We start from the raw sequence: 24,254 nt of genomic DNA on the forward strand, positions 1-24,254 counted from the left end.
TTCAAAAAAATGAATGTGGAGGCATATAATGAACGAACAATTAGAACTTTTTGATGTAACGATTGTTGGCGGAGGTCCAGCTGGTTTATACACAGCTTTTTATAGCGGGATGCGAGAGTTAAAGACGAAATTAATAGATGCACAAGATCAGCTAGGTGGACGACTGCTTACTTATCCAGAGAAGATCATTTGGGATGTTGGGGGCGTAACGCCAATACGTTGCGAGAAGTTAATTGCTCAATTAATTGAGCAGGCTAATACATTTGAACCAACAATTGTACTTGGACAGCAGATTACTAGTTATGAGCGTCAACCAGACAACACTTTTATTTTGACTACGTTAAACGGTGAACGACATCATACTAAAACAGTTATATTGGCAATCGGTTATGGTATTCGCAAGATGGCTAAGCTGGAAATTGAAGGTGCAGATCGTTTTGAGGTGACAAATCTGTATTATACGGTACAGGAGCTTGAAGGATTTAGAGGAAAACATGTGTTGATTTCTGGTGGTGGCGACTCGGCAGTTGATTGGGCTAATGAACTTGAGCCTATTGCAGCGAGTGTTACAGTTGTGCATAGGCGTGACCGGTTTGGTGGACATGAACGCAATGTAACTAAGATGAAGCAGTCCTCAGTAAATGTATTAACACCTCATGCTGTTGAAGCATTGCATAGTAGCAACGGATCAAGTATCGATCATGTAACTATAGCACATGTGGAAACAAAGGAAATTCAACGTATAGAGGTAGACGCTGTAATTGTAAACCACGGAATGAAAAGTGACTTTGGTCCAATTCGTGAATGGGGCATCGACATGGGGGAATGGAATGCGAACGTAGGTGATCGGATGGCAACCGATATCCCGGGTATATTTGGTGCAGGCGATTTCGTAGATTACAGAAGCAAGGTTGGACTTATTGCGGGAACATTTAACGACGCTGTGCTAGCTCTTAACAGCGCTAAGCTTTATATGGAGCCTGAGGCAGATACGATGGCATATGTTTCCTCCCATAACGAACGCTTTAAAGAGAAAAACAAGGCACTTGGTATGATGGATGAAGAAGAGTGAAGTCATAAGGTCCTTATTGAAAAAATATCCTTTCAATGTCTAAATTCGTCTCATAAGCAAAGGAACCTAGCCTATGGCTAGGTCCCTTTGCGTTGGGCTAATGTTCAAGTTTCTAGTAGTCTTATATGAATAAAATAATTTTTGTAGTTTGAAAGATTTTCTAGTTTAAGATACAATATAAGTGAGAATTATTCTCAATAATTAACGAATGAGCTAAAGTTACATCATATAAAGTGTAGGTTAGTCGGTTCATTAATTGCGTGAGTAAAGAAAGGATGTGAGCAGAAGTAAATGAACATCGATGATCATATCCAGTTATGGGATCAAGCTATCGTTAGAGTTCTTGATGTTAGGCAGAGAACACTTGAACAGGGCGAGTCATTAAGCAACTATATACTTCCAGCAAGCTCTTTTGTCTATATTGCACGCGGCAGAGGTCAGCTATGGCTGGATGAGAGTATCCATCATGCTGACAGTTTTTATGTACTGCACGGTGGAAAAGGAGCTAGCTTAGAGATAGTAGCTGAGTCAACCTTAGAATATTATCTCATCTTATATAGGGCTGTATTGCCACAAAACAGTCTTTATGATTTTCAGTTGCTTATGCAAAGTGATAATCCATTCGAGCAACCTTTTGGTTTTCTCCCTAATGGAGGATTAGAGCTACTCGATTTTGTTCAAAAAATGTATAGAGATTGGAGTCAGCCGAATAAGCTGGACAAGCTGCAGGTCAGAGGGGTCTTTTATCAGTTTGTACATAGACTGTTGTATCAGATGCAATCTAACGCTGAGGAAATGAATCAACATAGTCTAGCCGAGCAAGTATTGCGATTTTTATCCCAAAACTACCAAGAATCGAAATCAATAGAGTCATTATCTTCTCTTCTTAATTACAGTCCGCAGCATTTGTCTCGCAAGTTTAAGGAGCAGACGGGTCTCAGTCCGATAGAGTTTGTAACTAAGCTAAGAATAGAGAAGGCACAATTTCTACTTATGACAACAGAGGCTTCATTGCAGGAGATTGCAAGTAATGTGGGCTATTCTGATCTGTTCTACTTTAATCGGATGTTCAAAAAACATATGGGTATCGCACCGGGCCAATTTAGAAATAAACATTTAGCAAGACAAGGACAGAGTTCTAATCATGCAAAAAATCCGTTAAAAAAGTCCATTGAAAATCATTCCTCTCAAACCTATATTTATAATGATAATGAAACGCATTATCAATACAATGGAGAAGAGGACTTTACAATGAATAAAGGTACTAAAACGGTTGTGTTTTCCACGTTATGGCTTTGTTTTGCTATTATGCTCAGTGCATGTTCAGCGGGCAATGATGCAACAACAGGCACGGATTCAAATCGTTCAGGAGGGAAAGAGACTTCTTCTAGTAATTCGCCTTCTACTAATCCTTCGGAGACTCCGCCATCATCGGAAACAAAAACGGTGTCTACTCAATTTGGTGATGTAACAATTCCGGTTGATCCAAAGCGAGTTGCATCTGTAGACTATCTTGGAACAGTTATCGCTCTTGGTGTTGAACCACTTGGATCAAATAATGTACTGCTCAATAGCCCATATTTAAAAGGACAACTGGATGGTGTTGAAGATATCGGTGAATCATTCGAGAAGCTGCTTGAAATGAAGCCTGATATTATTATTACACATACGACCAAACCGGAGGTTTACGAGAAGTATAGTAAAATCGCACCAACCGTTTCGATAGCTTCTAATAAATTTAATAGTGTTCACGAAGAAATGACTTACTTTGGAGAGGTGTTAAGTCAAGAAGCAGAAGCGACGGAATGGTTGAAGCAATATGATCTTCAAACAGCTGCTGCCAAAGAAAAAATTAAAGGTCATGTCCCAGAAGGCTCAACTTTTTCAGTATTTCAAGAATACGATGGACAAGTATTCGCATTTGGTCCTAAATCTGGCCGCGGGGGCAGAAATATTTATCAAGTACTCGGCTTAACTGCTCCAGCAGCTATACCTCAAGAAATTATGGAGAAGGTTTATTCAGAAATATCAATTGAGAAACTGACGGAGTATGCTGGTGACTATATTGTATTAACGAGTGAATCTTCGCTTGAACAATTGCAACAGGACCCTATTTGGGGCTCCCTGAAAGCAGTGCGAGAAGGTAGAATCTTTTTGTGGAATGAGGAACGTTCGTGGTATCGTGATCCGATTGCACTGCTGGCACAGACTCAAGAATTAGCTCAATGGATTGTAGACGTATCACAGAAGAAATAAGTAAGCACGCAAACAGCCTCTCAACTATAGTTGGGAGGTTGTTTGTTTAAATAGAACAGTAAAAAAAGAATTGACAAATGATTATATAGTGTCATAATGATATTATCAAAACGACAATATGAAAAGGGGCGAAAACTCTCCTCATGGGCATCATAGAAAATGAAACTAATTATAAGGCCAAGGACTATCGTACGCCTGATGGAGCACCAAGTGATATCGTCATTTTTACAATTACAACAAAAGAGAAAAACAATGCAAAGAAGGCATTACCTGAACGAACATTACAAGTTTTGCTTATCCAACGAAAAAAATGGCCGTTTGAAGGTTGCTGGGCTTTGCCCGGTGGATTCTGTGAAGAAACTGAAAGTATGTATGACTGTGCTAGAAGAGAGTTAGAAGAAGAAACAAGTGTTACGAACATTCATATGGAGTATTACAACGTGTACAGCAAGCCTGGAAGAGACCCAAGGGGATGGATGATCTCGCACGCATTTTTTGCCTTGGTAAATGAAAGCTTACTTCAGAATCGTTCTGCCAATGATGATGCAGCTGATGTTCGCTTAGTTCCAATTGAAGAGGCATTACAAATGAATCTAGCCTTTGACCATAAGGAAGTATTGATGGATGCATGGACTAAAGTGCAGGAGAAAATGCTTACGACAACGATTGCAAAAGAATTTCTAGCAGAAACATTCACAATTAGTGAACTTTATCATATTATTCAAACAGTCGTTCCACATTTTCAGGAAAAAAATTTTATTCGAAAAATCACTTCAACTCAAAGCAGAAAAGGAATTATTGAAGAAGCTATTGATGAGCATGGAGCCCCAATGTCGTCCAATCAATATTCACAAAGGGCTGCTCAGCTATATCGGTTTACTAATTATTTGCCCCAAATGTCTATTTACGGATAACATTGTTGAACGATAATCGGACAAATATAAGGATGAGATCAAACTTAATGGTAAGTAAAATTCAAGGGGGTTAATGAAATGCGAGCATTAATTGTAATTGATTATACAGTAGACTTTGTAACGGGGAAGCTTCCATGCGGTGATCCAGCAATTAAAATTGAGGAGCGAATTGTTGAGTTGACTAGCACATTTATAAATGAAGGGGAAGACGTCATATTGGCGGTAGATCTTCATGATGAGGGTGATGTTTATCATCCTGAGACGAAGCTATTTCCTCCTCATAATATTCGCGAGACAGAAGGCAGAAACTTATATGGAAAACTTAATGAGACCTATCTCGAAAATAAAGATCGGGTTTATTGGATGGACAAAACGCGCTATAGTGCATTTTGTGGAACCGATCTAGAGTTAAGACTTAAAGCCAGAGGAATAACAGAGCTTCATCTTGTAGGTGTATGTACCGATATTTGTGTGCTTCATACAGCTGTGGATGCTTATAATAAAGGTTTTTCTTTAACGATTCATGCCGATGCAGTAGCAAGCTTTAACGAAGCGGGACATGAATGGGCGCTTGCTCATTTCCGTCATACACTCGGAGCAGACGTGCTAGTTGCTGGTAAGTGATTCGAAAATTAATGTTGATTCAATACCGATAGGAGTGAAAGAAATGACATACGAAAACTTAACGCTACATACAGACAAATATCAGATTAATATGATGTATGCACATTGGAAACAAGGGACATATAATCAAAAAGCGGTGTTTGATGTCTATTTCCGCAAGTTGCCGTTCGGGAATGGCTTCGCTGTATTTGCTGGACTGGAGAGAGTCGTACGCTATATTCAGAACTTGCATTTTGGAGAGCAAGAGATCGCTTATCTTGCAGGAGAAGAGGAAAATTATGCTCCAGAGTTTCTTGAGGAGCTGAGACAATTACGATTTACAGGACAACTTCAAGCTGTACCTGAAGGAACGATAGTGTTCAGTGGAGAGCCTATGCTCCGAATAGAAGCTCGAATTTTTGAAGCACAGTTAATTGAGACAGCGATTCTTAATTTCGTTAATTACCAGACGCTAATTGCGACTAAAGCAGCACGAATTAAAGGTGTCGCACCTGATGATACTCTGCTTGAATTTGGTACTCGGCGTGCCCAAGAAGCAGATGCGGCAATATGGGGAGCGAGAGCGGCATATGTGGCTGGTTTCAATGCTACCTCGAATCTCCGAGCAGGGATGCTGTTCGGTATTCCTACCAAAGGAACTCATGCTCATGCTTGGGTGCAATTTCATGAATCGGAGCAGCAAGCTTTTGACCGTTATGCAGATACATTGCCAGACGGCGTTACGCTTCTGGTTGATACCTATGATACGCTCAAAAGTGGCTTGCCAAATGCAATCCGAACTGCCAAAGCATTAGAGAGCCGCGGAAAAAAAATGCAGGGGATTCGTTTAGATAGCGGCGACCTTGCGTATCTTTCGAAGCAAGCACGTAAAATGCTCGACAATGCAGATCTTCCGTATGTTAAGATCGTTGCTTCCAATGATTTAGACGAGAACATTATTTTTAACCTAAAAGCACAAGGGGCACGGATTGATAGTTGGGGAGTTGGTACTCAATTAATTACAGCTGCTGATAATCCATCATTAGGTGGTGTTTATAAGCTTGTAGCCAAAGAGGATAATGAGGGTGGATACCGACCTGTTATAAAAATTTCGGGTAACCCAGAAAAAATAACGACTCCTGGTGTAAAAAATGTGTTTCGTATTATGAACAAAGAGACAGGGAAAGCTGAGGCAGATTACATCGCACTTGCGGATGAGACTGACATGCTTGAGGGCAAACCGCTTAAGTTGTTTGATCCACTTCATCCTTATTTGTTCAAAAATGTTGCAAATTATGAAGCTGTTCCGCTCCTGCGTACCATCTTTCATCAGGGAGAACTAGAGTATAGGCTTCCGACTCTAAAGGAAATTCAAACCTTTCACGAAGAGCAACTGCAACAATTTTGGCCAGAATATTTGCGCAAGCTCAATCCCGAGAAATATCCAGTCGATATGAGTGCTAAAGTGTGGGAGCTTAAGAAAAGTTTAATTGAGAAGCATCACAATTAGCTCATGCCTACAAAATGATTACATTAGTCAGCAATCGCCCATACCTTCCTTGCCTAGTTGAATAGACTATTGTAACGAAGTAATGTGTGGGAGGATGACTAATGTCCGGCTCAGGAGATAATGATGGAATTTCTGCGGAGGATTTGGCTATTATTGCTGCGGCTATCATAGTTATTGGAGATATCATCGGATTACTCTCTGTGCTGGCTGCCAAAAATGAGAGTGAAATGGAAGCTAAAGTGTCTAGTCGAAAAAAAGAGCGTAAGCCGCAGAAGAAGACCTAACGGGGTCTTATCTACGGCTTATTTCTTTTTAAAACTATAAGTTTATTTCCTTATAAAGGTTTTAAATTTCTCCGAGAGACGTTCGCTAAGCCACCAGAAGATGGCATAGTCATTTATGCTTGAGTGTCCACCAAATTGTCGCATTTGCTATACATATACTAATAACCTCATGTACCGCATAGGTTTAGGTAAGAGCGGAGGAGGCGATTTTGAGTGGCTGTACATTATGCTTGGTTTCTCATTTGGGCAATCGGTATGTTTACCATAATTGGTGTAGTCATTGGCTTATTAGCACGATTCGTACAAAGGGATTCATGGGACTATGATGAGAAATTTATATGGCTCAAAAAGGTAAGAGAATAAGCAATTGTTTATATTGGTATACTAACTTCTGGTTGCCATCTGGTTATACTAGAGGAGGAATAAGATTGGACCAATCCAATAATCAACAAACCGGTAATGAAAGAGAGCAGGTCGTTGCCGTACAGAAAAATGGGGATGGGGATTTGACTGCCTTCAAAACATCCACTGGCCGCGAGTTGGATTATGCGACCGCTCTCCAAGAAGTGCAAGCAGGCAACATTGCTGGCGTTAATGCATTTAAAGGTAGGAATGGCGAAACATATCTTCGTGGCGATGCTGATGGAGATCCTACTAATAACTTAGACCAACTACCATTGTTCTAACTGTTCTGCAGTATTATCTAAACCAACATTTGCATAGAGGCCGCCTTTAATGTTTAATCGGAACATTAAAGGCGGTTTTTGTTGAGAAGTGAACTTCTCCTTAAACGTTATAGCTTTTACGTTGCTCTACGATCCGCATCGAACCCGTTTTGCCACGATATTCATCGATTCCATCGCCATAATGCATGAGCCAAAGTTTTTTTTGAATAGACTCTGGTAATGTAAGGAGCTCGTCCAATCCAGCATGCACGACTGCTGGTGTCTCAATCTGACAGTCGTGATAGATGGTTTCTACACCGCCGTCCACTAGCTTCTGGAGTAATTGTCCGTCAAATCTCATATCTGCTGAGTAGAAGAAACGACTGTTAAATAGGAAGGAGAAACTATCCTTATCTATTATATGTTTAGTTTGAATCAATTCAACGATTAAGCCAGGAGCAAGCTCATATTGTTTACCAGTTTCCAAAGGTTTTACGATAAAAAAGTGCTCCAGACGGCTTAAACTCTCTTGTGTAAGCCCTCCACGAAGTGTATTTTCCCATAAAGGTTTGATTAATTGCTGAGCTAAATAAAGAACAGGTTTTCGTTTGAATTTAAACATCATTTGAAAAGCAAGTTCTTCTAAACCTCCTACATGATCACCATGAATATGACTGATGAGGACTGCATCTAAATCTACGAATTGGATGTCCATTTCGTGAAGTGCTCGTGGCAAAGTAATGCCGCAATCCACTAAGAGCCGAAATTCATCAACCTCGATTAACGCATTATTATTGTCAAAACGCTTGGCGAAAGCGCTGCCAGTACCGACCATCGTAATTTTCATTCTCTTATCCTCCTATGTAATCTAGATCAAAGATATGATATTGGCTTCACTTTAACAAAATTCATCACAGATTGCTACTTTCATAAGCACCTTCACTTGCTGTTTCATACAATGACATTGTTAGAGGATAAGCGAGGGGATGGTTGTGATGAGCAAAGGTAAAGTTACAAAGAAGAAGCAGCCTGTAAGTGATCGGAGGCAGGTATTATACAAGCTAGTACTTTCCGATACTTGTGCGGTTTGCAAAACGCCCTGCGCGAGAGGATTACGTTATTTGGCTCATATGCAGGAAAAGGGATCGGTAGGCAATGGAGTACCATGTATTCTTACAAAAACATTCGGGTAATAAATCATTAACATTTCCCAGGCAAGCGCATAATTCAACAACATTTGACAAGCGATTAATTTTCTGGTAGCTATCATTTTTTTTTGGTTAGCATCGCAACTTTTATGCTAGAGCAGAGTATAACTTTACATCCAGAATAGGCGGATGGAGGTTATGGCAACAATGAAATTCAGGAAGGTAGCGATTGGGCTGCTGCTATTGTCCCTCTTAGGTGGCACAGTGGTCTTTGCAAACGGTACAGTGCAGAAAGTGCGTTTAATTATTAACGGAATTGAATCGGAAGAAGGCGGCGTTACTGTAGACGGTAAGACGTTTTTACCGCTTAAGCAGTTAGCGAACAGTCTACAAGCTATTATTGAATGGGATAATGCGAACAAACGTGCTACTGTGTATAAGCCAAATGTTCATATGTTTCTATATAAAGGGAATAGTCCATTCGGTGCTGTAGATAAAGGGTTTCAGGGTAAAATCAGTGTTTTCTCGCAGATAGATAATTTGAAGAAGGGTGTATCCTCTGTAAAAGTCACAATTACAGATCCCTCCGGCAAAGAAAAATTGATCCAAACGGAAGAAGTAAACCCGAAAAATGATAACTTTTGGTTTAGGACCGGTGAGTTTGAGTATAAGTTTGACGTAGCTGGCGAATACATCGTTCGTTTTAGTGTAAAGCCTGCAGGTGTAGAAGAATGGTTCGTCGTTTCAGAAAAATTAGTCACATCAAAAAATCCGTAAACGAATACCCCTCGTAACTGAGGGGTATTTTGTTTGACCAGTCATAGGCTTGCATGGTAGGATGAGGTGGTATGATTATTTTAGTGAAATGGGGTAACAATCATGAGCGAGCACAAGCATGAGCACGGCGAAGATTGCGGCTGCGGACATGATCACGAGCATGAAGAGCATGTCTTTATGGTAGCAAACGATGAAGGCGAAGAACGCGAAATGGTCATGGTCTACACCTTCGAATCAGAAGAGAACGTATATGCTGTACTATTGGATCGTCAAGATCCAGAACAAGATGGCGTTATTTTCCGTATTGAAGAAGAAAACGATGAATCTTTCCTAGTTGGCATTGAAGACGATGCTGAATGGGAACGCGTAACAGCAATCTATGAAGAAATCGCTCGTACTGAAACTGAAGAGAACTAATTGGTTTCGGTAATGGCATTATAAAGGGGCTCGGGAAGTGGTTATTGACCATCTCCCGAGCCCCTTTTTTAAAAAATTTAAGAATGTATACGTATGTTATTTTATAAAGGACACATATTCCTCTACGAAAAAATAGCTAAGCCTCCAGGTGGCGGCTTAGCTATTTACGCTTGTATATCGATTATTTCCGAGGATTGTAGTAGACCGTACGGCCATTAAACATCGTAAGCTCAGCTTGCAGCGTCTTAGCTATATATTTACATAGCTCATTTGCTTTGGCTTTATCACCATGTGTTGCTTCATCTGGCAAAACAACTTGGATACACGGAACTTCTTGACCACTATTGGAAGTTGTTTCACCTGTTCCAAGGATGATATGTTTGTAGTTGGGATTAACTCCTTGCAAATAAAACCACCGCTCGTCCCCTCTTGATTCGATCGTGTAGGGAAATGCAGCTCCTGCGTAATCCCAGTCTAGTTGTGCGCCTGTCAAAGCAGTCTGCTCACGATAATGGAGTAGACGATTCCGGACGTCTTGAAGCGTTATTTCTTGGTTTGTCGAGCCTTGCACTAGCTTAATATAAGCACTCTGACTCATCGCCAATCACCTCAAGCCCATCATAGCACGGGGCAAAAAAGTTTACAATAAGCGGAAGTAAGTCTAAGAAATAGCCGTTTCTTCCACGATTACTTTAACAAAATTAATGCTGCGATCTTCAGGTCCTTTGACAGGAAGACCTACCTCAACATGATCTACGATGTAATCGATATTCTTTTGTGAAATCACTTCGCCAGGCAGCAAAATTGGAATACCAGGCGGATAGACGTAGATGAACTCTGCAATTATTCTTCCAGCTGATTCTTTGAATGGAATAACTTCTGTTTGTCCGTAGAACGCATCACGAGGAGTCAATGAAAGCTGCGGAATATCCGGAATTTTCACAACAACCTCTCTAGATTTGGCACCTTCATGGAATGCTTCGGACAACCCTTTTAATGCATCGATTAATTTTGATACCGATTCAGAGGTATCTCCTGGAGTAACTAGGCAAAGAATGTTATACATATCACTTAGCTCGATTTCTAGATTATGATTATCGCGCAGCCAGTTTTCTGTATCGTAGCCAGACAAGCCAAGGTGGCGAACGTGAACCGTTATTTTCGTAGGATCATAGTCATAAGTAGCCTCGTCGCCAAGAATTTCTTCACCAAAACAGTATAGTCCTGGTATTTCATTAATTTGGGCACGCGCATCCTGTGCCAACGTAATAGCACGTTCAGCGATGTTATAACCGTTAAGAGCTAGATTACGTCTAGAGGTATCTAGTGATGCAAGCAAAATATAAGATGTTGACGTAGTTGTCAGCATGCTTATAACCGTTTGCACACGATGTGGATTTACACGGCCTTTGCGAACATTAAGTACCGAGCTCTGTGTCATAGAACCGCCCAGCTTATGTACGCTGGTAGCAGCCATATCAGCACCGGCTTCCATTGCGGACATTGGTAGCTTGTCATGGAAGTGAATTAATACGCCATGCGCTTCATCAACAAGAACCGGAATGTCGTAGCTATGGACAAGATCAACGATTTCCTTAAGGTTTGCACAGATGCCGAAGTAAGTAGGATTAATAACAAGCACTGCTTTTGCATCAGGATGTTTCTCAAGCGCTCGACGAACTGAACGAGTTGTAATACCATGATCGATACCAAGGTTGCTATCTCGTGCAGGAGAAATAAACACAGGTCTAGCTCCAGCAAAAATAATGGCTGCCATAATGGACTTATGAACATTACGTGGAACAATTATTTTTTCCCCTGGTGAGCATACGGAAAGGATCATCGTAATGATCGCACTGCTTGTACCTTGCACAGAAAAATAAGTATAGTCCGATCCGAAAGCATCTGCAGCAAGCTTTTGAGACTCTTCAATCACGCCTGTAGGCTGGTGCAGATCATCGAGTGGGGCTATATTGATTAGATCGATTGACAACGCGTTGTCACCGATAAATTCGCGAAACTCTGAATCACTGCCTACCCCTTTTTTGTGTCCCGGGATATGAAACTGAACGGGATCTTGCTCCGCATGTTTGCGAAGCGCAGTGAAGAGCGGGGTTTTCGTATGGTCCATCGCTATCATCCCTGCCTTTCATCTGATGTATAAACAAAGTTGAGTATAGCAAAATCAAGAGGGATTGCAAGCATAAATAGCTATTCAACAGGAGGGTATTGGCTATACCGTTCATTTGTTCTCTAATTGTTCATACATAGCAACTTTCTAGATATGGTACGATAGTCTTTGGAGGGATTTCAGCATGAAAGATAATCGTTTAATCATCGTAATGGCCATCCTCATTATTACGTTTATAGGGTTCGGCATTATCATCCCGGTTATGCCGGAAATTATTCAGGATGTAGACCCTAATGGAGCAGAAATACATACGGGAATGATGTTGGCACTTTATTCAGCTGTTTCTTTTGTACTTTCACCAATTTGGGGTACTTGGTCCGATAGAATTGGACGCAGACCCATTATAATTATTGGTTTGATTGGTTTTGCTGCAAGCTTCTTATTGTTTGGGCTATCTTCGGGTAATTTGACTCTTATGTACATCTCGCGAGCGATGGGCGGTTTATTCTCAGGTGCAGTAGCCTCAGTCATTGTTGCTTATGTGGCAGACATTACCCCACCAGAGAAGCGGACAAGAGGTATGGGACTTGTTGGTATGTCAATTGGTCTTGGATTTACGATCGGTCCAGGATTTGGCGGTTTTCTAAGTGTAATTTCGCTGGAAACGCCATTTTATGCGGCAGCGTTGCTCGGTTTTATTACGTTTATTCTTGCAGTGTGGAAGCTGAAGGAGTCACTTCCCGAGGAGAAGCGCAAGCTTAAGACGGAAAAGAAAGTATCCAGATGGGCTGCATTTAGCGGACCTTTGAAGCCGCTGTACGTGCTTGCCTTTTTTGTAACGTTTACTTTAGCGGGCATGGAGGCAACACTTCAGTTTTTCGGGATGAGTCGATTTAATGTTACTCCGCAGCAGGTCGGTCTATTATTTTTTGTTTGCGGCTTTGTAGGCGCACTTGTACAGGGTGGATTTGTACGTCGCAAAATTAAGAAGGGTGAGGAGCCGAAATATATAGCGATTGGATTGATCATTTCAGCGCTTGGTTTCTTCCTTCTGTTGTTTGCACATTCGTTGCTGTGGGCAACCGTTTCACTAGCAGTATTCGGAATCGGTAATGCGCTAATTCGTCCATGTGTCACATCATTAATTACTCAGAAGACTAAAGTAGGACATGGTGTTGCTTCGGGATTAAGTTCATCAATGGATAGTTTAGGGCGTATTGCAGGTCCATTGCTCGGTTCGCTACTATTCACCGTGAATATGGGACTGCCTTATTTAATTGGGGGTATTCTTTGTATCGCGACGTTAGTATTCGTTGTTCGATTCAAACAGTTGGATCGAAAAGAACAATTGTTGTCAACTGAGTAATAAGTATAAAATCGTGCAGTGATATTAATATGAAAATGGTGGTGCGGGATAACTCCCTGCACCACCATTTTTTTTTTGATTAATACGAACGCTCGACAACTGTCATGTTGAGTCATTATCAAAACTAGACCTTAGTCATAGTTATAACCCCGACTAAATCAGTAGCTGAAACTCGGTCTGTAGACGTTTTTTCAATAATTTTCCATAAAGTATGATTAGTATGACAAAGTATCTCTACTCGGGAGAAGGAGCAGGGCGGCTTTTAGTAGTAATGGTGAATGTTGCTGATAAGTAATCTTTCCCATGTAAAAACATATTCGATTAAGTATACTTTTGTGGTTCAAATGGGGGGATAAGTGTCATGAGAGAACTCGGAAAGCATATTAGAAAATGGCTGTGCATCAAACCATTATCTGTGGGATGGAAGGGAGCAGTTATCGCTGTTGCTTCGATGGTATTCGTTGTTGTTATTGTACAATCCTACTACATGTTTGCAGACCGTGGGTTATTAGATACTGCTATTGGGGCTATTGTAGCGTTAGTGGCTGTCGCACTCATTGGAGCGGTTATTGCTGGGTTTGTACATATACTCAAAAAAATGCCAACTCGATACATTTGGTTATTTTTCAGCTCTTTTATTTTGTTGTTTATTAGTTTTCTGTCTTCGTTGTTTGGCACACCAATAATTGTCATTTTAATGATTTTTATTTGCTCTCTATGGGGCGCTCTAGTTTATAGGCTATTAACAGGCAGCATCAGACATTATAAGAGCATGAAAAGGCTAATAGTGATCGGCCTATCTGTTGTAACTACCGTAATTATAGCTTTTGGAGGATATTGGCTTGTGTCGGAGGGAAATGAAATCATTCCTGGAGCAAATCTAAAAGAACTTAGAACATCAGAACGTTATGCAAATAATAGTATGGATAATCCGACGGAAGAGGGGGGATTATCTGTCAAAAAAATTACTTATGGTAATAAAGAAAGCTACCGTAAGGAGTTTAATCAAAGTGATTCACTTTCGACTAAAAGTGTGGATGGATCGCATTTTGTGAAAAAGTGGTCTTCCCTTCGAACAAAACGTGTTCATTTCGGTCCAGATGAAATGCCCTTAAACGGTTTTGTATTCTATCCTGAGGGAAAAGGACCCTTTCCTCTTGTTGTTATGGCGCATGGGAATCATATGATGGATAATTACTCCGATACCGGTTACGATTATTTGGGCGAGTTATTAGCTAGTCGAGGTTATATTTTCGTATCCATTGACGAGAACTTTTTGAACGGATCTCCATACGACGATCTGTTCATCTTTAATGCATTGGAAGAGGAAAATCCAGCGAGAGGTTTATTAATACTTGAGCATCTAAAAACGTGGAGCGAGTGGAACAATACTGCAGATAACCCTTTTTATCGTAAAGTGGATATGGATCAAATTGCGTTAATTGGTCATTCCAGGGGTGGAGAAGCAATTTCTATTGCAGCAGCTTTTAATAAACTAAATGCACATCCCGATAATGGGAATATCAAATTTGATTATAACTTTAATATTCGATCTTTAATATCTATCGCAGGCACTGATGCACAATATAAACCAATGGGGAAAGAGTTACCATTAAATGACGTCAATTACTTAGTGCTACATGGTGCGCATGATATGGACGTGACTACGTTCCAAGGTTCAAAACAATATAATCGATTACATTTCACTGGGCAGGAAGAAGTCATGAAGTCCTCTGTATATATTTATGGGGCAAATCATGGTCAATTCAATACAAGTTGGGGTAGAGGAGATACGATTGGCTTAGGAAATAGATTGTTTAACTTGAAGCAATTGATGACACCAGAGGAACAAGAAATGATTGCTAAAGTGTTCATCTCATCGTTTCTTGATGCAACTTTAAAACAGAAAATAGAGTATCGGGAATTGTTTAAAGACATTGGTTATGCTCAGCAATGGTTGCCAGATACGATGTATATCAGTAACTATGCTGATTCGAAAACGATGCTTCTTGCCTCTTTCAATGAGGATATTGATTTGCATAGTACTACGATTGTTGGAGGAAAAGCAGAGGGGGAAAATTTATTGGAATGGAGGGAAGAAAGGATCAAAAAGAAGGGGGGCGAGGACTTATATGGCGCTGTTCGTCTTGGATGGGATCGCAGTAAAAATGCCAACATAGCTTCCTATTCTATTGTCCTTCCTAATGATGGAATAATACTTAAATCGACTAGTTCATTCGTATTTTCGATGGCAGATATAAATAAACAGAGAAGTGGTACGTATAACGATCGTTTGATCGATTTGTCTATAAAAGTAGAAGATCGTAATGGGAATGCAGCAAAATTGCCGTTAAGCTACTTTTCAAAGCTAGTTCCAATGATCGAAGGAAGGTTGCTCAAATGGCCATTAGGTAATTTGGGGAACATAAGTGAACCTGTTTTTCAAAACTACGGATTTAAACTAAGTGACTTTCAAAAGGTGAATAAGCAATTGGACCCACTGCAAATTGTGAAATTTAGTTTTGTCATGGATCAAACTAAAGAAGGAGTTATTTTGATCAACGATATTGGCATTAGTAATTAAGTTAATGTTGGCAAAAAGAGCGAAGCAAGCTGGCACCGGTATTTATTCGGTACCAGCTTTTTTATCGTTTAAGGAATATGTTAACTAGACCTTAGTCGTAGTTATTAATCCGACTAATTTAGTAGCTGAAACACCGTCTGTGGACGTTTTTTCAATACTTTTCCAGACATTATGATTAGGAAGTCAAAAACAGATTTCCTATTTGGGAGAAGGAGTAGGTACTTTTAGTATGAGTAAATTAACGGAATGGTCGTTCAGGAACAAAGCAGCAATTTGGCTGTTAGTAGTCATGGCATTAGTAATGGGGTTAATGAGTTACTTCAGGTTACCAATGGAGTTTCTGCCTGAGGCAGATAATCCGCAAGTTGTAATTACAGCTATTGGACAAGGCAGCAACGCCAGTTCAATGGAGGAGAAAGTTACAAATCCGTTAGAGCAATCAGTTATGTTTGTAAAAGGTAAAACGTCGATGTCTTCAACTTCGGGCGATGGATATACACAAATTTTCCTTAACTTCGATTCCAAAGCAAATATGAAGGAAGCAAAAGCCGAAGTAGAGCGCGCTGTTACGGCTGTTCAATTACCGCCTAATGTTATAAAACCATTTGTGTTGCAGCTAAATACGTCGATGATCCCGATTAGTTGGGTGACAATTTCGTTCGATGAAAGTATAAGTGATCAAGAACGAGAGAAAAAATTAGTAGAGGTAAAAAATGAGCTGCAGAAGGTAGAAGGTTCGGGAGGAATATCGGTTTCCGGACAATCACATGCGGTTGTAAAGATTACGCCAGATAGTGAAAAGTTATCTCAGACTGGAATACCGATTCAATCATTAATGACTGTTCTACAGGGCAGAGGGGTTTCCACATCGCTTGGTGAACGAATTGTAGATGGCCAATCCGCCAATCTAACAATTACGGATGAAATTACGGATATAGACACGCTGAAGTCACTTCCTATCGCACCCGGTAAAGTTCTTAGCGACGTTGCTAGTGTAGAGCTTAGTAACGAAAGTGAAAATGTGAGCCGCAAAAACGGTAAAGAAGTTGTTGTGTTTATCGTTTCAAAAGCAGCTAATGCTAACTCAGTTTCGGTAAGTGAAGGTATTGAAGAAACAGTAACTAGATTGGATAAAGATATGGCTGGCATTGAGGCTAGTGTAATGCTTAGCAGCTCAGACACTGTCGTGCATGCGGTAGATAGTATGCTGAGAGAAGTTCTTCTTGGAGCATTATTTGCTACTATCATCATTTTATTGTTCATGCGCAATGTTAAGGCAACTATTGTCACAATCGTGTCGATTCCTTTATCACTTGCAATAACATTATATTTGCTGCAACTTTCTGGTGTTTCTCTTAACATTATCACACTTGGCGGTGTGGCGGTTGCAGTAGGTCGATTAGTAGATGACAGTATCGTAGTTATCGAAAATATTTATAGAAGGCTGCAGAATGAGCCCTTCTCAGTTAGCCTTATTATTAGTGCAACTAAAGAAGTTGCATCCGCAATAACATCTTCAACAATTGTAACGGTTGCCGTCTTTTTGCCGATGGGATTGCTAAAAGGTTCATTGCAAGCATTCCTGCTGCCATTCGCACTTACAGTAACATATTCTTTGCTAGCATCATTGCTTGTTGCGTTAACAGTAGTACCACTTCTAAGTGCATTATTACTGCGGGGGACAAAAGAGAAGGAGAACAGCGGCTCGCCGAAGTTTGCTGCATTCCTCAGATGGAACTTAAGCCGCAAATGGTTGCCTATTTTTATCGCGATCGTTTTATTAGTTGGATCGGTTGGCGCATATGTTACTATGCCGAAGGGAGCTATTGATTCCTCTAGCGCTGAATATTTAAATGTGACATTGCAATATCCGAGCGACACACCAACTGATCAAGTTTTAGTAGGTGGAATGAAACTAGAGGGTTTAATTATGAAAGATGAGTCGGTTGAGTGGATTACGATGGATTCTGGCAATAGCTCGGATGGTGAGCAATTTGGCAACGTTACGTCTCCAACATTAGTTAGCTATCTTGTCGAACTTAAAGCTGATGTAGATGCAGAGCTGTTTTTAGAACGTCTAACGGCTAAACAGGCTGATTTCCCTGAAGCAGAACTTCAAGCAAATACAACGGATTTGATTATGGGTAGTGGGCCTCCATCCGTTTTCATAGACGTAACGGGTGATGACCCCAATTTACTTGCTGAGACAGCAAAGAAATTAACAGAAGCTATTGTACCTGTTAAAGGGGTTCTTAAGGTAGAGAGCAATCAAGAAGCGGTTAAGCCGGTTTATACATACGAGATTAACCCAGAGGTTGCAAAAGGCGAAGAGGTAGCGATGCAATTGCAAAGCGTACTTCATCCTATGCCAATCGGTACCTTGTCATTAAAAGAAGGTGAAACACCGGTTATTCTACAACCTATTACCAATCCACAATCTGCAGCAGATTTGGATAAACTTGTTATTATGACTGCTACAGGGGCAGTACCGATATCAGAAGTTGCTGAACTAGTTCGTACAGAACAACCAAGTGTGTTCTATCATTTGGATGGTAAGCCTTACGTTCGTGTAACAGCGAGCGCCGATCCGAAGCAGCTTTCTATCGTTGGTGAAGATATCACTAAAGTTACGAAGGAGCTTGAGCTACCAGCAGGTGTAGAAATATCCGTAGGTGGTGCTTCAGCGGATCAAATGAGCGATTTTGCTGATATTGGTGCAACGGCACTAATCTCTATTGGAATTGTTTATCTCATCATGGTTTTGACCTTTAAGACGCTTCGAGCTCCGCTAGCTATTATGATTTCATTGCCATTAGCAGCAATAGGGGCCGTGACAGCACTTTTAATTTCGGGCATTACTCCAGACTTTACTGCGATGTTTGGCGCACTGATGCTCATTGGAATTGTTGTAACTAACGCTATCGTACTTATAGATCGAGTGAAGCATAATGAACAATCGATGCCGATACGTGAGGCACTAATTGAAGCAGCTACGACTAGAATGAGGCCAATTATTATGACGGCACTAGCGACAATTTGTGCGATGCTACCACTCGTATTTGGAAGTCACGAATCGGGAAGCATTGTATCTCAAAGTTTGGCGATAGTCGTTATTGGTGGACTTGCTGCGGCTACTGTGCTTACGCTCATCATCGTACCATGCGTGTATGAGCTACTATTTTTCCGCAAGTCGGCAAAGCAAAGAAAAATAATAGAGCGTGATGGCGCTGCGGAAGCAGCCGCTGCATCGTCGAAGTAACAATTAGAATGATTAACGGCGAAATTTGGGCACTTCTTCATGGTTAGAGTAATCTAATTTTGTGGAAGTGCCTTTTCATTTTTGACACTCAGAAAAAGGTGCAGAACTTTTTGGCTAACATTATTTATATCAGAACAACGAAGTTCTTCTCCAAAAAAGTACGAGTGCTTTTTCAAGGTCTATTCGGTTTATAGCTGTAGATTAATAGTACATCTTGTGACTTGCGAATAATAAAATAGTTTGGAGCTCAGTAATTATTATGGAAATTTTCACAGCTCAGAATCAAATAGTTACATAATGAAAAAGTGCAACCAGTAAGGTATTTTAAGTGTTATATAACTGTAAGAGTACTTTTAGTGAACGTTCATAAATTAATTAACAGCGGAATAAAAAAATAATTGGTTCTAGAAATCAGTCATATATTGTTACTACTTAGGTACCATTAGGTTGGTATATTGTGGGTATGAATTAAAAATAGGTATTTGGGGTACTAGATATAGATTTGATAGATTGTGAACAATCGATAGTAGTCATATAGTTCTACTAATACACTAACTTAAATCACAACATATTGTGGATCTACGACAAAATAATCAAGATGCTGTACCTAAGTAGTAACCATATATTAGAAGCATCTCTTCAGAAATGCGGATACGATAGATTCTAACGGCTAAATGAACATACATTACATTAAGTGATCAAGGATTTTTTTGATTTCTCACCATTTATAGCGTGAATAATGTGAGTGTGAAATTGATTCAATTAATTAAATTTTTTAAAGGAAATGTAGAAGCCTTTTCCCACCTGCCTCGATAACTGCCGAGAGACTATTAATAATGGAGGAGGTAAAATGAACTCCGAAAAGAAGTCAATGAAGACACGTTTGATACTTGGAAGTCCTTCTTGGATATTCGCAATTGTAGTTTACATTAGTCTTTTCTGGCTTTCTAATCTTTTTGTTGAGCTTGGCTTAAAACCTCAAAATCGTATTTATATTACCGCAGTAGTGACGGTTACTTTCATAATTGGTTTTCTCACTAGTAATCTTGTTTCTTATCTTCAATCAAAATATAATTGAACTTATTACTGCACAAACAGATTCTTTTATAGCGAGCCAAAAGTCCTTCATGGTATTGGGAGGCCACTTAAAAAGCACGTTATATAATACAGGATACTCATATATGATTTCATTGCCATTAGCAGCAATAGGGGCCGTGACAGCACTTCTTATTTCGGGTATTATTCCAGACTTCACTGCAATGTTTGGCGTACTAATGCTCATAGGCATTGTCGTTACTAACGCTATCGTACTTATAGATAGAGTGAAGCATAATGAACAATCAATGCCGATACGTGAAGCGCTCATTGAAGCGGCTACAACTAGAATGAGACCGATTATTATGACGGCACTAGCGACAATTTGTGCGATGCTGCCACTCGTATTTGGAAGTCACTAATCGGGAAGCATTGTATCTCAAAGTTTGGCGATAGTCGTTATTGGTGGACTTGCCGCTGCTACTGTGCTCACACTCATCATTGTACCTTGTGTGTATGAGCTACTATTTTTCCGCAAGTCGGCAAAGCAAAGAAAAATAATAGAGCGTGATGGCGCTGCTGAAGCAGCGGCGACATCTTCTCATTAAACTAAATTCAAATCATATAAATAAGCTGTCCAACCGTTTGAACGGGAGGGCAGCTTTTCTAATTAACGTGTGTAAGCCATATGATATAAAGGGATAAGCTGCTTATACGTTGATACAGTAAAATCGAGCAATGCATCACCGTCTTGCAGCAGCTCGTCATCCATTGCGATATGACGACCAATTAAAAGCTCTACTTTTTGTACATCACGAAAGCGACCAAGTGACGTTTCCCAATCTTGAGGAGTCATTTCACCTACAGTGGCACAATCCTTTTTCATATGATCATATGATATTACATAATCAGCAGGAACCGTGGACATCACTTGGTCGATATTGTTCAAAAATGTTGATGCGATCCCTTTTTTATTGGGTAATTCATAAATAAGTGCAAGCCATATAAACAGATGATCGTCGAATAGACCAAGTTGGAAATGAGGATGAGCTTTATAGCCGCGTTTATTGTTACAGAGGGCAAGCCATGTATCTTTAGGAGGATTAACTTTACGTCTTGCGTGTTTTGCAATATGAAGGAACATCTCATTTCCAGATAAGAGGGATAGCTCAAGTGCAAGCCGCTCGCCAATTGCTTGAAATTTGGGACGAATATGAGTTTGGATTCCAGCCATTCGTTCTTCTAAGCCTTGAAGCTGGAACACATCGAAATCAGTTGTATGGAAGCCCGGCAACACTGAGGCTGCAGAAGTGGTCATTGTAGTCATCGTCGTTGCTCCTTTTAATAGAACGTATAATTACTATTTATTAATAATAATTATAGCATAATTCAGTAGAGAAAACCGATGTTTACAATATGGAATGTCATGAGAATAATCGTAATTGTTTATGAGGAGGTAGCAATTACTAGATGTAGGTTGCAACTATTCCGAGAGAACCTGCAATAGAAACCATTATTCCGCCAAATCGAGTGTTGAAGATATAGAGATCGGAGGGTTCAGTTCCATCTGCGGATGTCCATTTCTCAGATATTTTCCAAAATAGAGACGTTTTAAATATCATGATTAGACCAACAACGACTAATAAAATACTTAAAAATATCATCGTTCAACTTACCTCCTTAGCTACTGTAATGTCCAAATAATTTTATCATAATCATTACCAAATTTTCTATTTTTGTTTTAATGTGAAAACGAATCTCATTTCCAGCAGTCTTCATGCTCGTTTTATAAGGAAACTTATCCTTTTTCTATATTTTATCTAGCCATCTTGTAAAATTAGTCAATAATCCAAGTTGCCATTACATAAGATGGAGTATAAGATATTGATAAGAACAAATTTTCAGAAGATTTAGTTAAATTGCAACTTGGATTGTTATGCAAAGGAAAAGAGGAGGGATTGCCGTGAACAAAAGCTATGAAGTTGAATATTGCAATTTGGAGCTGCGTTTCGAACGTCGGCAAATCCAAAATCTCATCCGTGATCTTATTCAGGAAGGATACTCCTTATATTGGAGCGAGACCGAGGGGCAGTTTCTGGTATCTATCCGGACGGGGCGCAAGCTTGTAAAGCTGCATTTCCAGCGCATGAAAAACAGATACAAAATTGTAGGCGATTATGTGATCAAAGATGAAAAGTTATCTGTGCTGCTGGAAAAACTGATTAATGACACACGTGGACATGCGGTCGTGAAGCGGATTAAAGATCGTCAAATCGTCATTGAGAGTATTATGTTCGGTGAGATTATACGACTTGTGGAGGTGTCGGGCATGGAACATCGTATTATTTATCAGAAGAAGCCATTCGTCACAATTGAGGAAATGATTAAGGCATTTCAATCGAAGAGGGCCGAAGAAAGGGCTCTAGTTCTAAGATACGAACTCGATTATGAATTGTCTGTTTTATTCGAAGCTTTAGAGGACAAAAATGAGGAAGCGGTTACTTTATCAAAGGAGCGCTTAGTAGCTCTGCGATCAGAAATGCTTCAATTGGAGCTGTAATGGATGAGTAATAATGTCGGCAACGCTTTTTAAACGATCGTATACCCGTTCATTATTTCGGAGTATAGGGTCGTTTTTTTGTCTGTCTAATTTAATGGAAACGTTACCATTCCTTTGTATAAGTTATTCTTTTGAGATTACTCAAAATTCCTGATGTATCTTAGGCTACTTTTCCCTTGCAAATGGTTTTCTTCTGGCTTCAAAAAGAGTAGAATATAGCTATTGTGATTAAATAAATGACGAAGGATGGAAAAAACCAGATGTCAAAACAACAAATCGGCGTTATTGGACTAGCTGTCATGGGCAAAAATCTAGCCCTTAATATTGAAAGCAGAGGATTTACGGTATCTGTGTTTAACCGTTCCCGTGAGAAAACGGATGATTTGATTAAGGAATCCGTAGGGAAAAATCTAGTAGCTGCATACACGATCGAGGAATTCGTACAATCGCTTGAAGTACCTCGCAAAATTTTGATCATGGTTCAAGCTGGTGCGGGAACAGATGCTACAATCGACTCCCTTTTACCACACCTTGATCAAGGGGATATTATTATTGATGGCGGCAACGCATATTTCCCTGACACACAACGTCGAAGCAAAGATTTGGAAGCAAAAGGCTTCCGCTTTATCGGTACTGGTGTATCCGGCGGAGAAGAAGGCGCACTAAAGGGACCATCCATTATGCCTGGTGGTCAGAAGTCCGCATATGAGCTTGTTGAACCAATCTTGACAGCAATCTCTGCTAAAGTTGGCGAAGACGCTTGCTGTACATACATTGGACCTGATGGTGCTGGTCACTATGTGAAGATGGTTCACAATGGCATCGAGTACGGAGATATGCAATTAATATGTGAAGCTTATGACCTTCTAAAGAACGTGTTGGATGTTAGCACAGAAGAGCTTCATAACATTTTCACAGAATGGAATAAAGGTGAGCTTGACAGCTACCTGATCGAAATTACTCGTGATATTTTCTCGAAATATGATCCTGAGACAGGCAAACCGATGGTTGACGTTATTTTGGACTCAGCAGGTCAAAAGGGTACTGGAAAATGGACGAGCCAAAGTTCGCTTGATCTAGGTGTACCTCTTTCCATCATTACAGAATCCGTATTTACACGTTTCTTGTCAGCAATGAAGGAAGAGCGTGTTGCAGCAAGCAAAGTACTGAGTGGTCCAGTTAAAGTGCCATTCCAAGGTGACAGAGCGGCGTTTATTGAATCAGTTCGCAAAGCCTTGTTCGCAAGCAAAATTTGTTCGTACGCTCAAGGCTTCGCACAAATGCGTGCAGCATCTGAAGAGTATGGATGGGATCTACGCTACGGCGACATCGCAATGATCTTCCGCGGTGGTTGCATCATTCGTGCCCGTTTCCTGCAAAACATAAAGGATGCGTACGATCGCGATCCAGAACTTCGTAACCTATTGCTTGATCCTTACTTCAAAGACGTTGTAGAAGCTTACCAAGGCGCATGGCGTGAAGTTATTGGAACAGCAGTTACGAACGGCGTACCTGTACCAGCATTCTCTAGTGCAATTGCGTACTTCGACAGCTACCGTACAGAACGTTTGCCTGCTAACCTGTTGCAAGCGCAACGTGATTACTTTGGCGCACACACGTTCAAACGTGTGGATAAAGAAGGTTCATTCCACTTCAATTGGCTGCAATCTTAA

21 protein-coding genes and 1 pseudogene are annotated in these 24,254 nt (G+C 40.3%); 17 read left to right on the forward strand and 5 right to left on the reverse strand.

Features of this window, described 5'->3' with window-relative positions; all coding sequences use genetic code 11:
- Nucleotides 1–28: 28 nt before the first annotated feature.
- The 8 genes from MFF31_RS14350 (at nucleotide 29) to MFF31_RS14385 (ending at nucleotide 7,325) form a co-directional block, all read left to right on the forward strand.
- Nucleotides 29–1,072: an NAD(P)/FAD-dependent oxidoreductase gene (locus MFF31_RS14350; RefSeq protein WP_238188800.1), complete on the forward strand. Its 1,044-nt coding sequence runs from the start codon at nucleotides 29–31 to the stop codon at nucleotides 1,070–1,072.
- A gap of 291 nt (nucleotides 1,073–1,363) precedes the next feature.
- Nucleotides 1,364–3,328: an AraC family transcriptional regulator gene (locus tag MFF31_RS14355; protein ID WP_238188801.1), complete on the forward strand. Its 1,965-nt coding sequence runs from the start codon at nucleotides 1,364–1,366 to the stop codon at nucleotides 3,326–3,328.
- Nucleotides 3,329–3,471: 143 nt separating this feature from the next.
- Nucleotides 3,472–4,242 (forward strand): NUDIX domain-containing protein, encoded by a 771-nt coding sequence (locus MFF31_RS14360; protein ID WP_238188802.1) that lies wholly within the window; start codon nucleotides 3,472–3,474, stop codon nucleotides 4,240–4,242.
- A 78-nt stretch (nucleotides 4,243–4,320) separates the two neighbouring features.
- Nucleotides 4,321–4,866: a cysteine hydrolase family protein gene (locus tag MFF31_RS14365; RefSeq protein ID WP_238188803.1), complete on the forward strand. Its 546-nt coding sequence runs from the start codon at nucleotides 4,321–4,323 to the stop codon at nucleotides 4,864–4,866.
- A gap of 43 nt (nucleotides 4,867–4,909) precedes the next feature.
- Nucleotides 4,910–6,355, forward strand: a complete 1,446-nt coding sequence (locus MFF31_RS14370; protein ID WP_238188804.1) for a nicotinate phosphoribosyltransferase — start codon at nucleotides 4,910–4,912, stop codon at nucleotides 6,353–6,355.
- A gap of 101 nt (nucleotides 6,356–6,456) precedes the next feature.
- Nucleotides 6,457–6,639: a hypothetical protein gene (locus tag MFF31_RS14375; protein WP_238188805.1), complete on the forward strand. Its 183-nt coding sequence runs from the start codon at nucleotides 6,457–6,459 to the stop codon at nucleotides 6,637–6,639.
- A 213-nt stretch (nucleotides 6,640–6,852) separates the two neighbouring features.
- Nucleotides 6,853–7,002 carry a hypothetical protein gene (locus MFF31_RS14380; protein WP_238188806.1) on the forward strand — a complete coding sequence of 50 codons (150 nt, stop codon included), beginning with the start codon at nucleotides 6,853–6,855 and terminating at the stop codon, nucleotides 7,000–7,002.
- Between the two features lie 65 nt (nucleotides 7,003–7,067).
- Nucleotides 7,068–7,325 carry a DUF3892 domain-containing protein gene (locus MFF31_RS14385; protein ID WP_238188807.1) on the forward strand — a complete coding sequence of 86 codons (258 nt, stop codon included), beginning with the start codon at nucleotides 7,068–7,070 and terminating at the stop codon, nucleotides 7,323–7,325.
- Nucleotides 7,326–7,425: 100 nt separating this feature from the next.
- Here MFF31_RS14385 and MFF31_RS14390 read toward each other — a convergent pair whose 3' ends face one another.
- Nucleotides 7,426–8,151 carry an MBL fold metallo-hydrolase gene (locus MFF31_RS14390; protein WP_238188808.1) on the reverse strand — a complete coding sequence of 242 codons (726 nt, stop codon included), beginning with the start codon at nucleotides 8,149–8,151 and terminating at the stop codon, nucleotides 7,426–7,428.
- A 148-nt stretch (nucleotides 8,152–8,299) separates the two neighbouring features.
- Between MFF31_RS14390 and MFF31_RS14395 the strand changes: the two genes are divergently transcribed.
- The 3 genes from MFF31_RS14395 to MFF31_RS14405 all read left to right on the forward strand — a co-directional run bounded on the left by MFF31_RS14395 (nucleotide 8,300) and on the right by MFF31_RS14405 (nucleotide 9,646).
- The gene (locus MFF31_RS14395) at nucleotides 8,300–8,497 is read left to right on the forward strand and encodes a hypothetical protein (protein WP_238188809.1); all 198 of its coding nucleotides are present in this window, start codon (nucleotides 8,300–8,302) and stop codon (nucleotides 8,495–8,497) included.
- Between the two features lie 153 nt (nucleotides 8,498–8,650).
- Entirely contained in the window at nucleotides 8,651–9,229 is a 579-nt protein-coding gene (locus tag MFF31_RS14400) for a stalk domain-containing protein (protein ID WP_248565494.1), read from the forward strand.
- A gap of 102 nt (nucleotides 9,230–9,331) precedes the next feature.
- Complete coding sequence (locus tag MFF31_RS14405) at nucleotides 9,332–9,646, forward strand: DUF1292 domain-containing protein (RefSeq protein ID WP_238188811.1); 315 nt, start codon at nucleotides 9,332–9,334, stop codon at nucleotides 9,644–9,646.
- 181 nt (nucleotides 9,647–9,827) lie between these two features.
- On the opposite strand, the gene MFF31_RS14410 is transcribed toward MFF31_RS14405, so the two are convergent.
- Nucleotides 9,828–10,244 (reverse strand): DUF1885 family protein, encoded by a 417-nt coding sequence (locus MFF31_RS14410; RefSeq protein ID WP_238188812.1) that lies wholly within the window; start codon nucleotides 10,242–10,244, stop codon nucleotides 9,828–9,830.
- A 63-nt stretch (nucleotides 10,245–10,307) separates the two neighbouring features.
- Nucleotides 10,308–11,777, reverse strand: a complete 1,470-nt coding sequence (locus MFF31_RS14415; protein WP_238188813.1) for an aminotransferase class I/II-fold pyridoxal phosphate-dependent enzyme — start codon at nucleotides 11,775–11,777, stop codon at nucleotides 10,308–10,310.
- A gap of 184 nt (nucleotides 11,778–11,961) precedes the next feature.
- Between MFF31_RS14415 and MFF31_RS14420 the strand changes: the two genes are divergently transcribed.
- The 4 genes and pseudogenes from MFF31_RS14420 to MFF31_RS14435 all read left to right on the forward strand — a co-directional run bounded on the left by MFF31_RS14420 (nucleotide 11,962) and on the right by MFF31_RS14435 (nucleotide 20,629).
- Complete coding sequence (locus MFF31_RS14420) at nucleotides 11,962–13,143, forward strand: MFS transporter (protein ID WP_238188814.1); 1,182 nt, start codon at nucleotides 11,962–11,964, stop codon at nucleotides 13,141–13,143.
- Between the two features lie 361 nt (nucleotides 13,144–13,504).
- Complete coding sequence (locus tag MFF31_RS14425; protein ID WP_238188815.1) at nucleotides 13,505–15,727, forward strand: MFS transporter; 2,223 nt, start codon at nucleotides 13,505–13,507, stop codon at nucleotides 15,725–15,727.
- Between the two features lie 229 nt (nucleotides 15,728–15,956).
- Nucleotides 15,957–18,986 (forward strand): efflux RND transporter permease subunit, encoded by a 3,030-nt coding sequence (locus tag MFF31_RS14430; protein WP_238188816.1) that lies wholly within the window; start codon nucleotides 15,957–15,959, stop codon nucleotides 18,984–18,986.
- Between the two features lie 1,046 nt (nucleotides 18,987–20,032).
- Nucleotides 20,033–20,629 (forward strand): annotated as a pseudogene (locus MFF31_RS14435) (efflux RND transporter permease subunit).
- A gap of 62 nt (nucleotides 20,630–20,691) precedes the next feature.
- On the opposite strand, the gene MFF31_RS14440 reads toward MFF31_RS14435, so the two are convergent.
- Both MFF31_RS14440 and MFF31_RS14445 read right to left on the reverse strand, forming a co-directional pair.
- A complete protein-coding gene (locus MFF31_RS14440; protein ID WP_238188817.1) occupies nucleotides 20,692–21,348 on the reverse strand; it encodes a DUF1054 domain-containing protein in 657 nt (218 codons plus the stop codon).
- A 139-nt stretch (nucleotides 21,349–21,487) separates the two neighbouring features.
- On the reverse strand, nucleotides 21,488–21,685 hold the full coding sequence (locus MFF31_RS14445) for a DUF6199 family natural product biosynthesis protein (RefSeq protein ID WP_238188818.1): 198 nt from the start codon (nucleotides 21,683–21,685) through the stop codon (nucleotides 21,488–21,490).
- A 299-nt stretch (nucleotides 21,686–21,984) separates the two neighbouring features.
- Here MFF31_RS14445 and MFF31_RS14450 point away from each other — a divergent pair, with 299 nt between their 5' ends.
- Together MFF31_RS14450 and gndA are read left to right on the forward strand one after the other, a co-directional pair.
- The gene (locus MFF31_RS14450; RefSeq protein WP_238188819.1) at nucleotides 21,985–22,581 is read left to right on the forward strand and encodes a hypothetical protein; all 597 of its coding nucleotides are present in this window, start codon (nucleotides 21,985–21,987) and stop codon (nucleotides 22,579–22,581) included.
- A gap of 260 nt (nucleotides 22,582–22,841) precedes the next feature.
- On the forward strand, nucleotides 22,842–24,254 hold the full coding sequence (gene gndA / locus MFF31_RS14455; RefSeq protein WP_238188820.1) for an NADP-dependent phosphogluconate dehydrogenase: 1,413 nt from the start codon (nucleotides 22,842–22,844) through the stop codon (nucleotides 24,252–24,254).

It is taken from the genome of Paenibacillus sp. L3-i20 (assembly GCF_022180385.2).
Lineage (GTDB): Bacteria > Bacillota > Bacilli > Paenibacillales > Paenibacillaceae > Pristimantibacillus.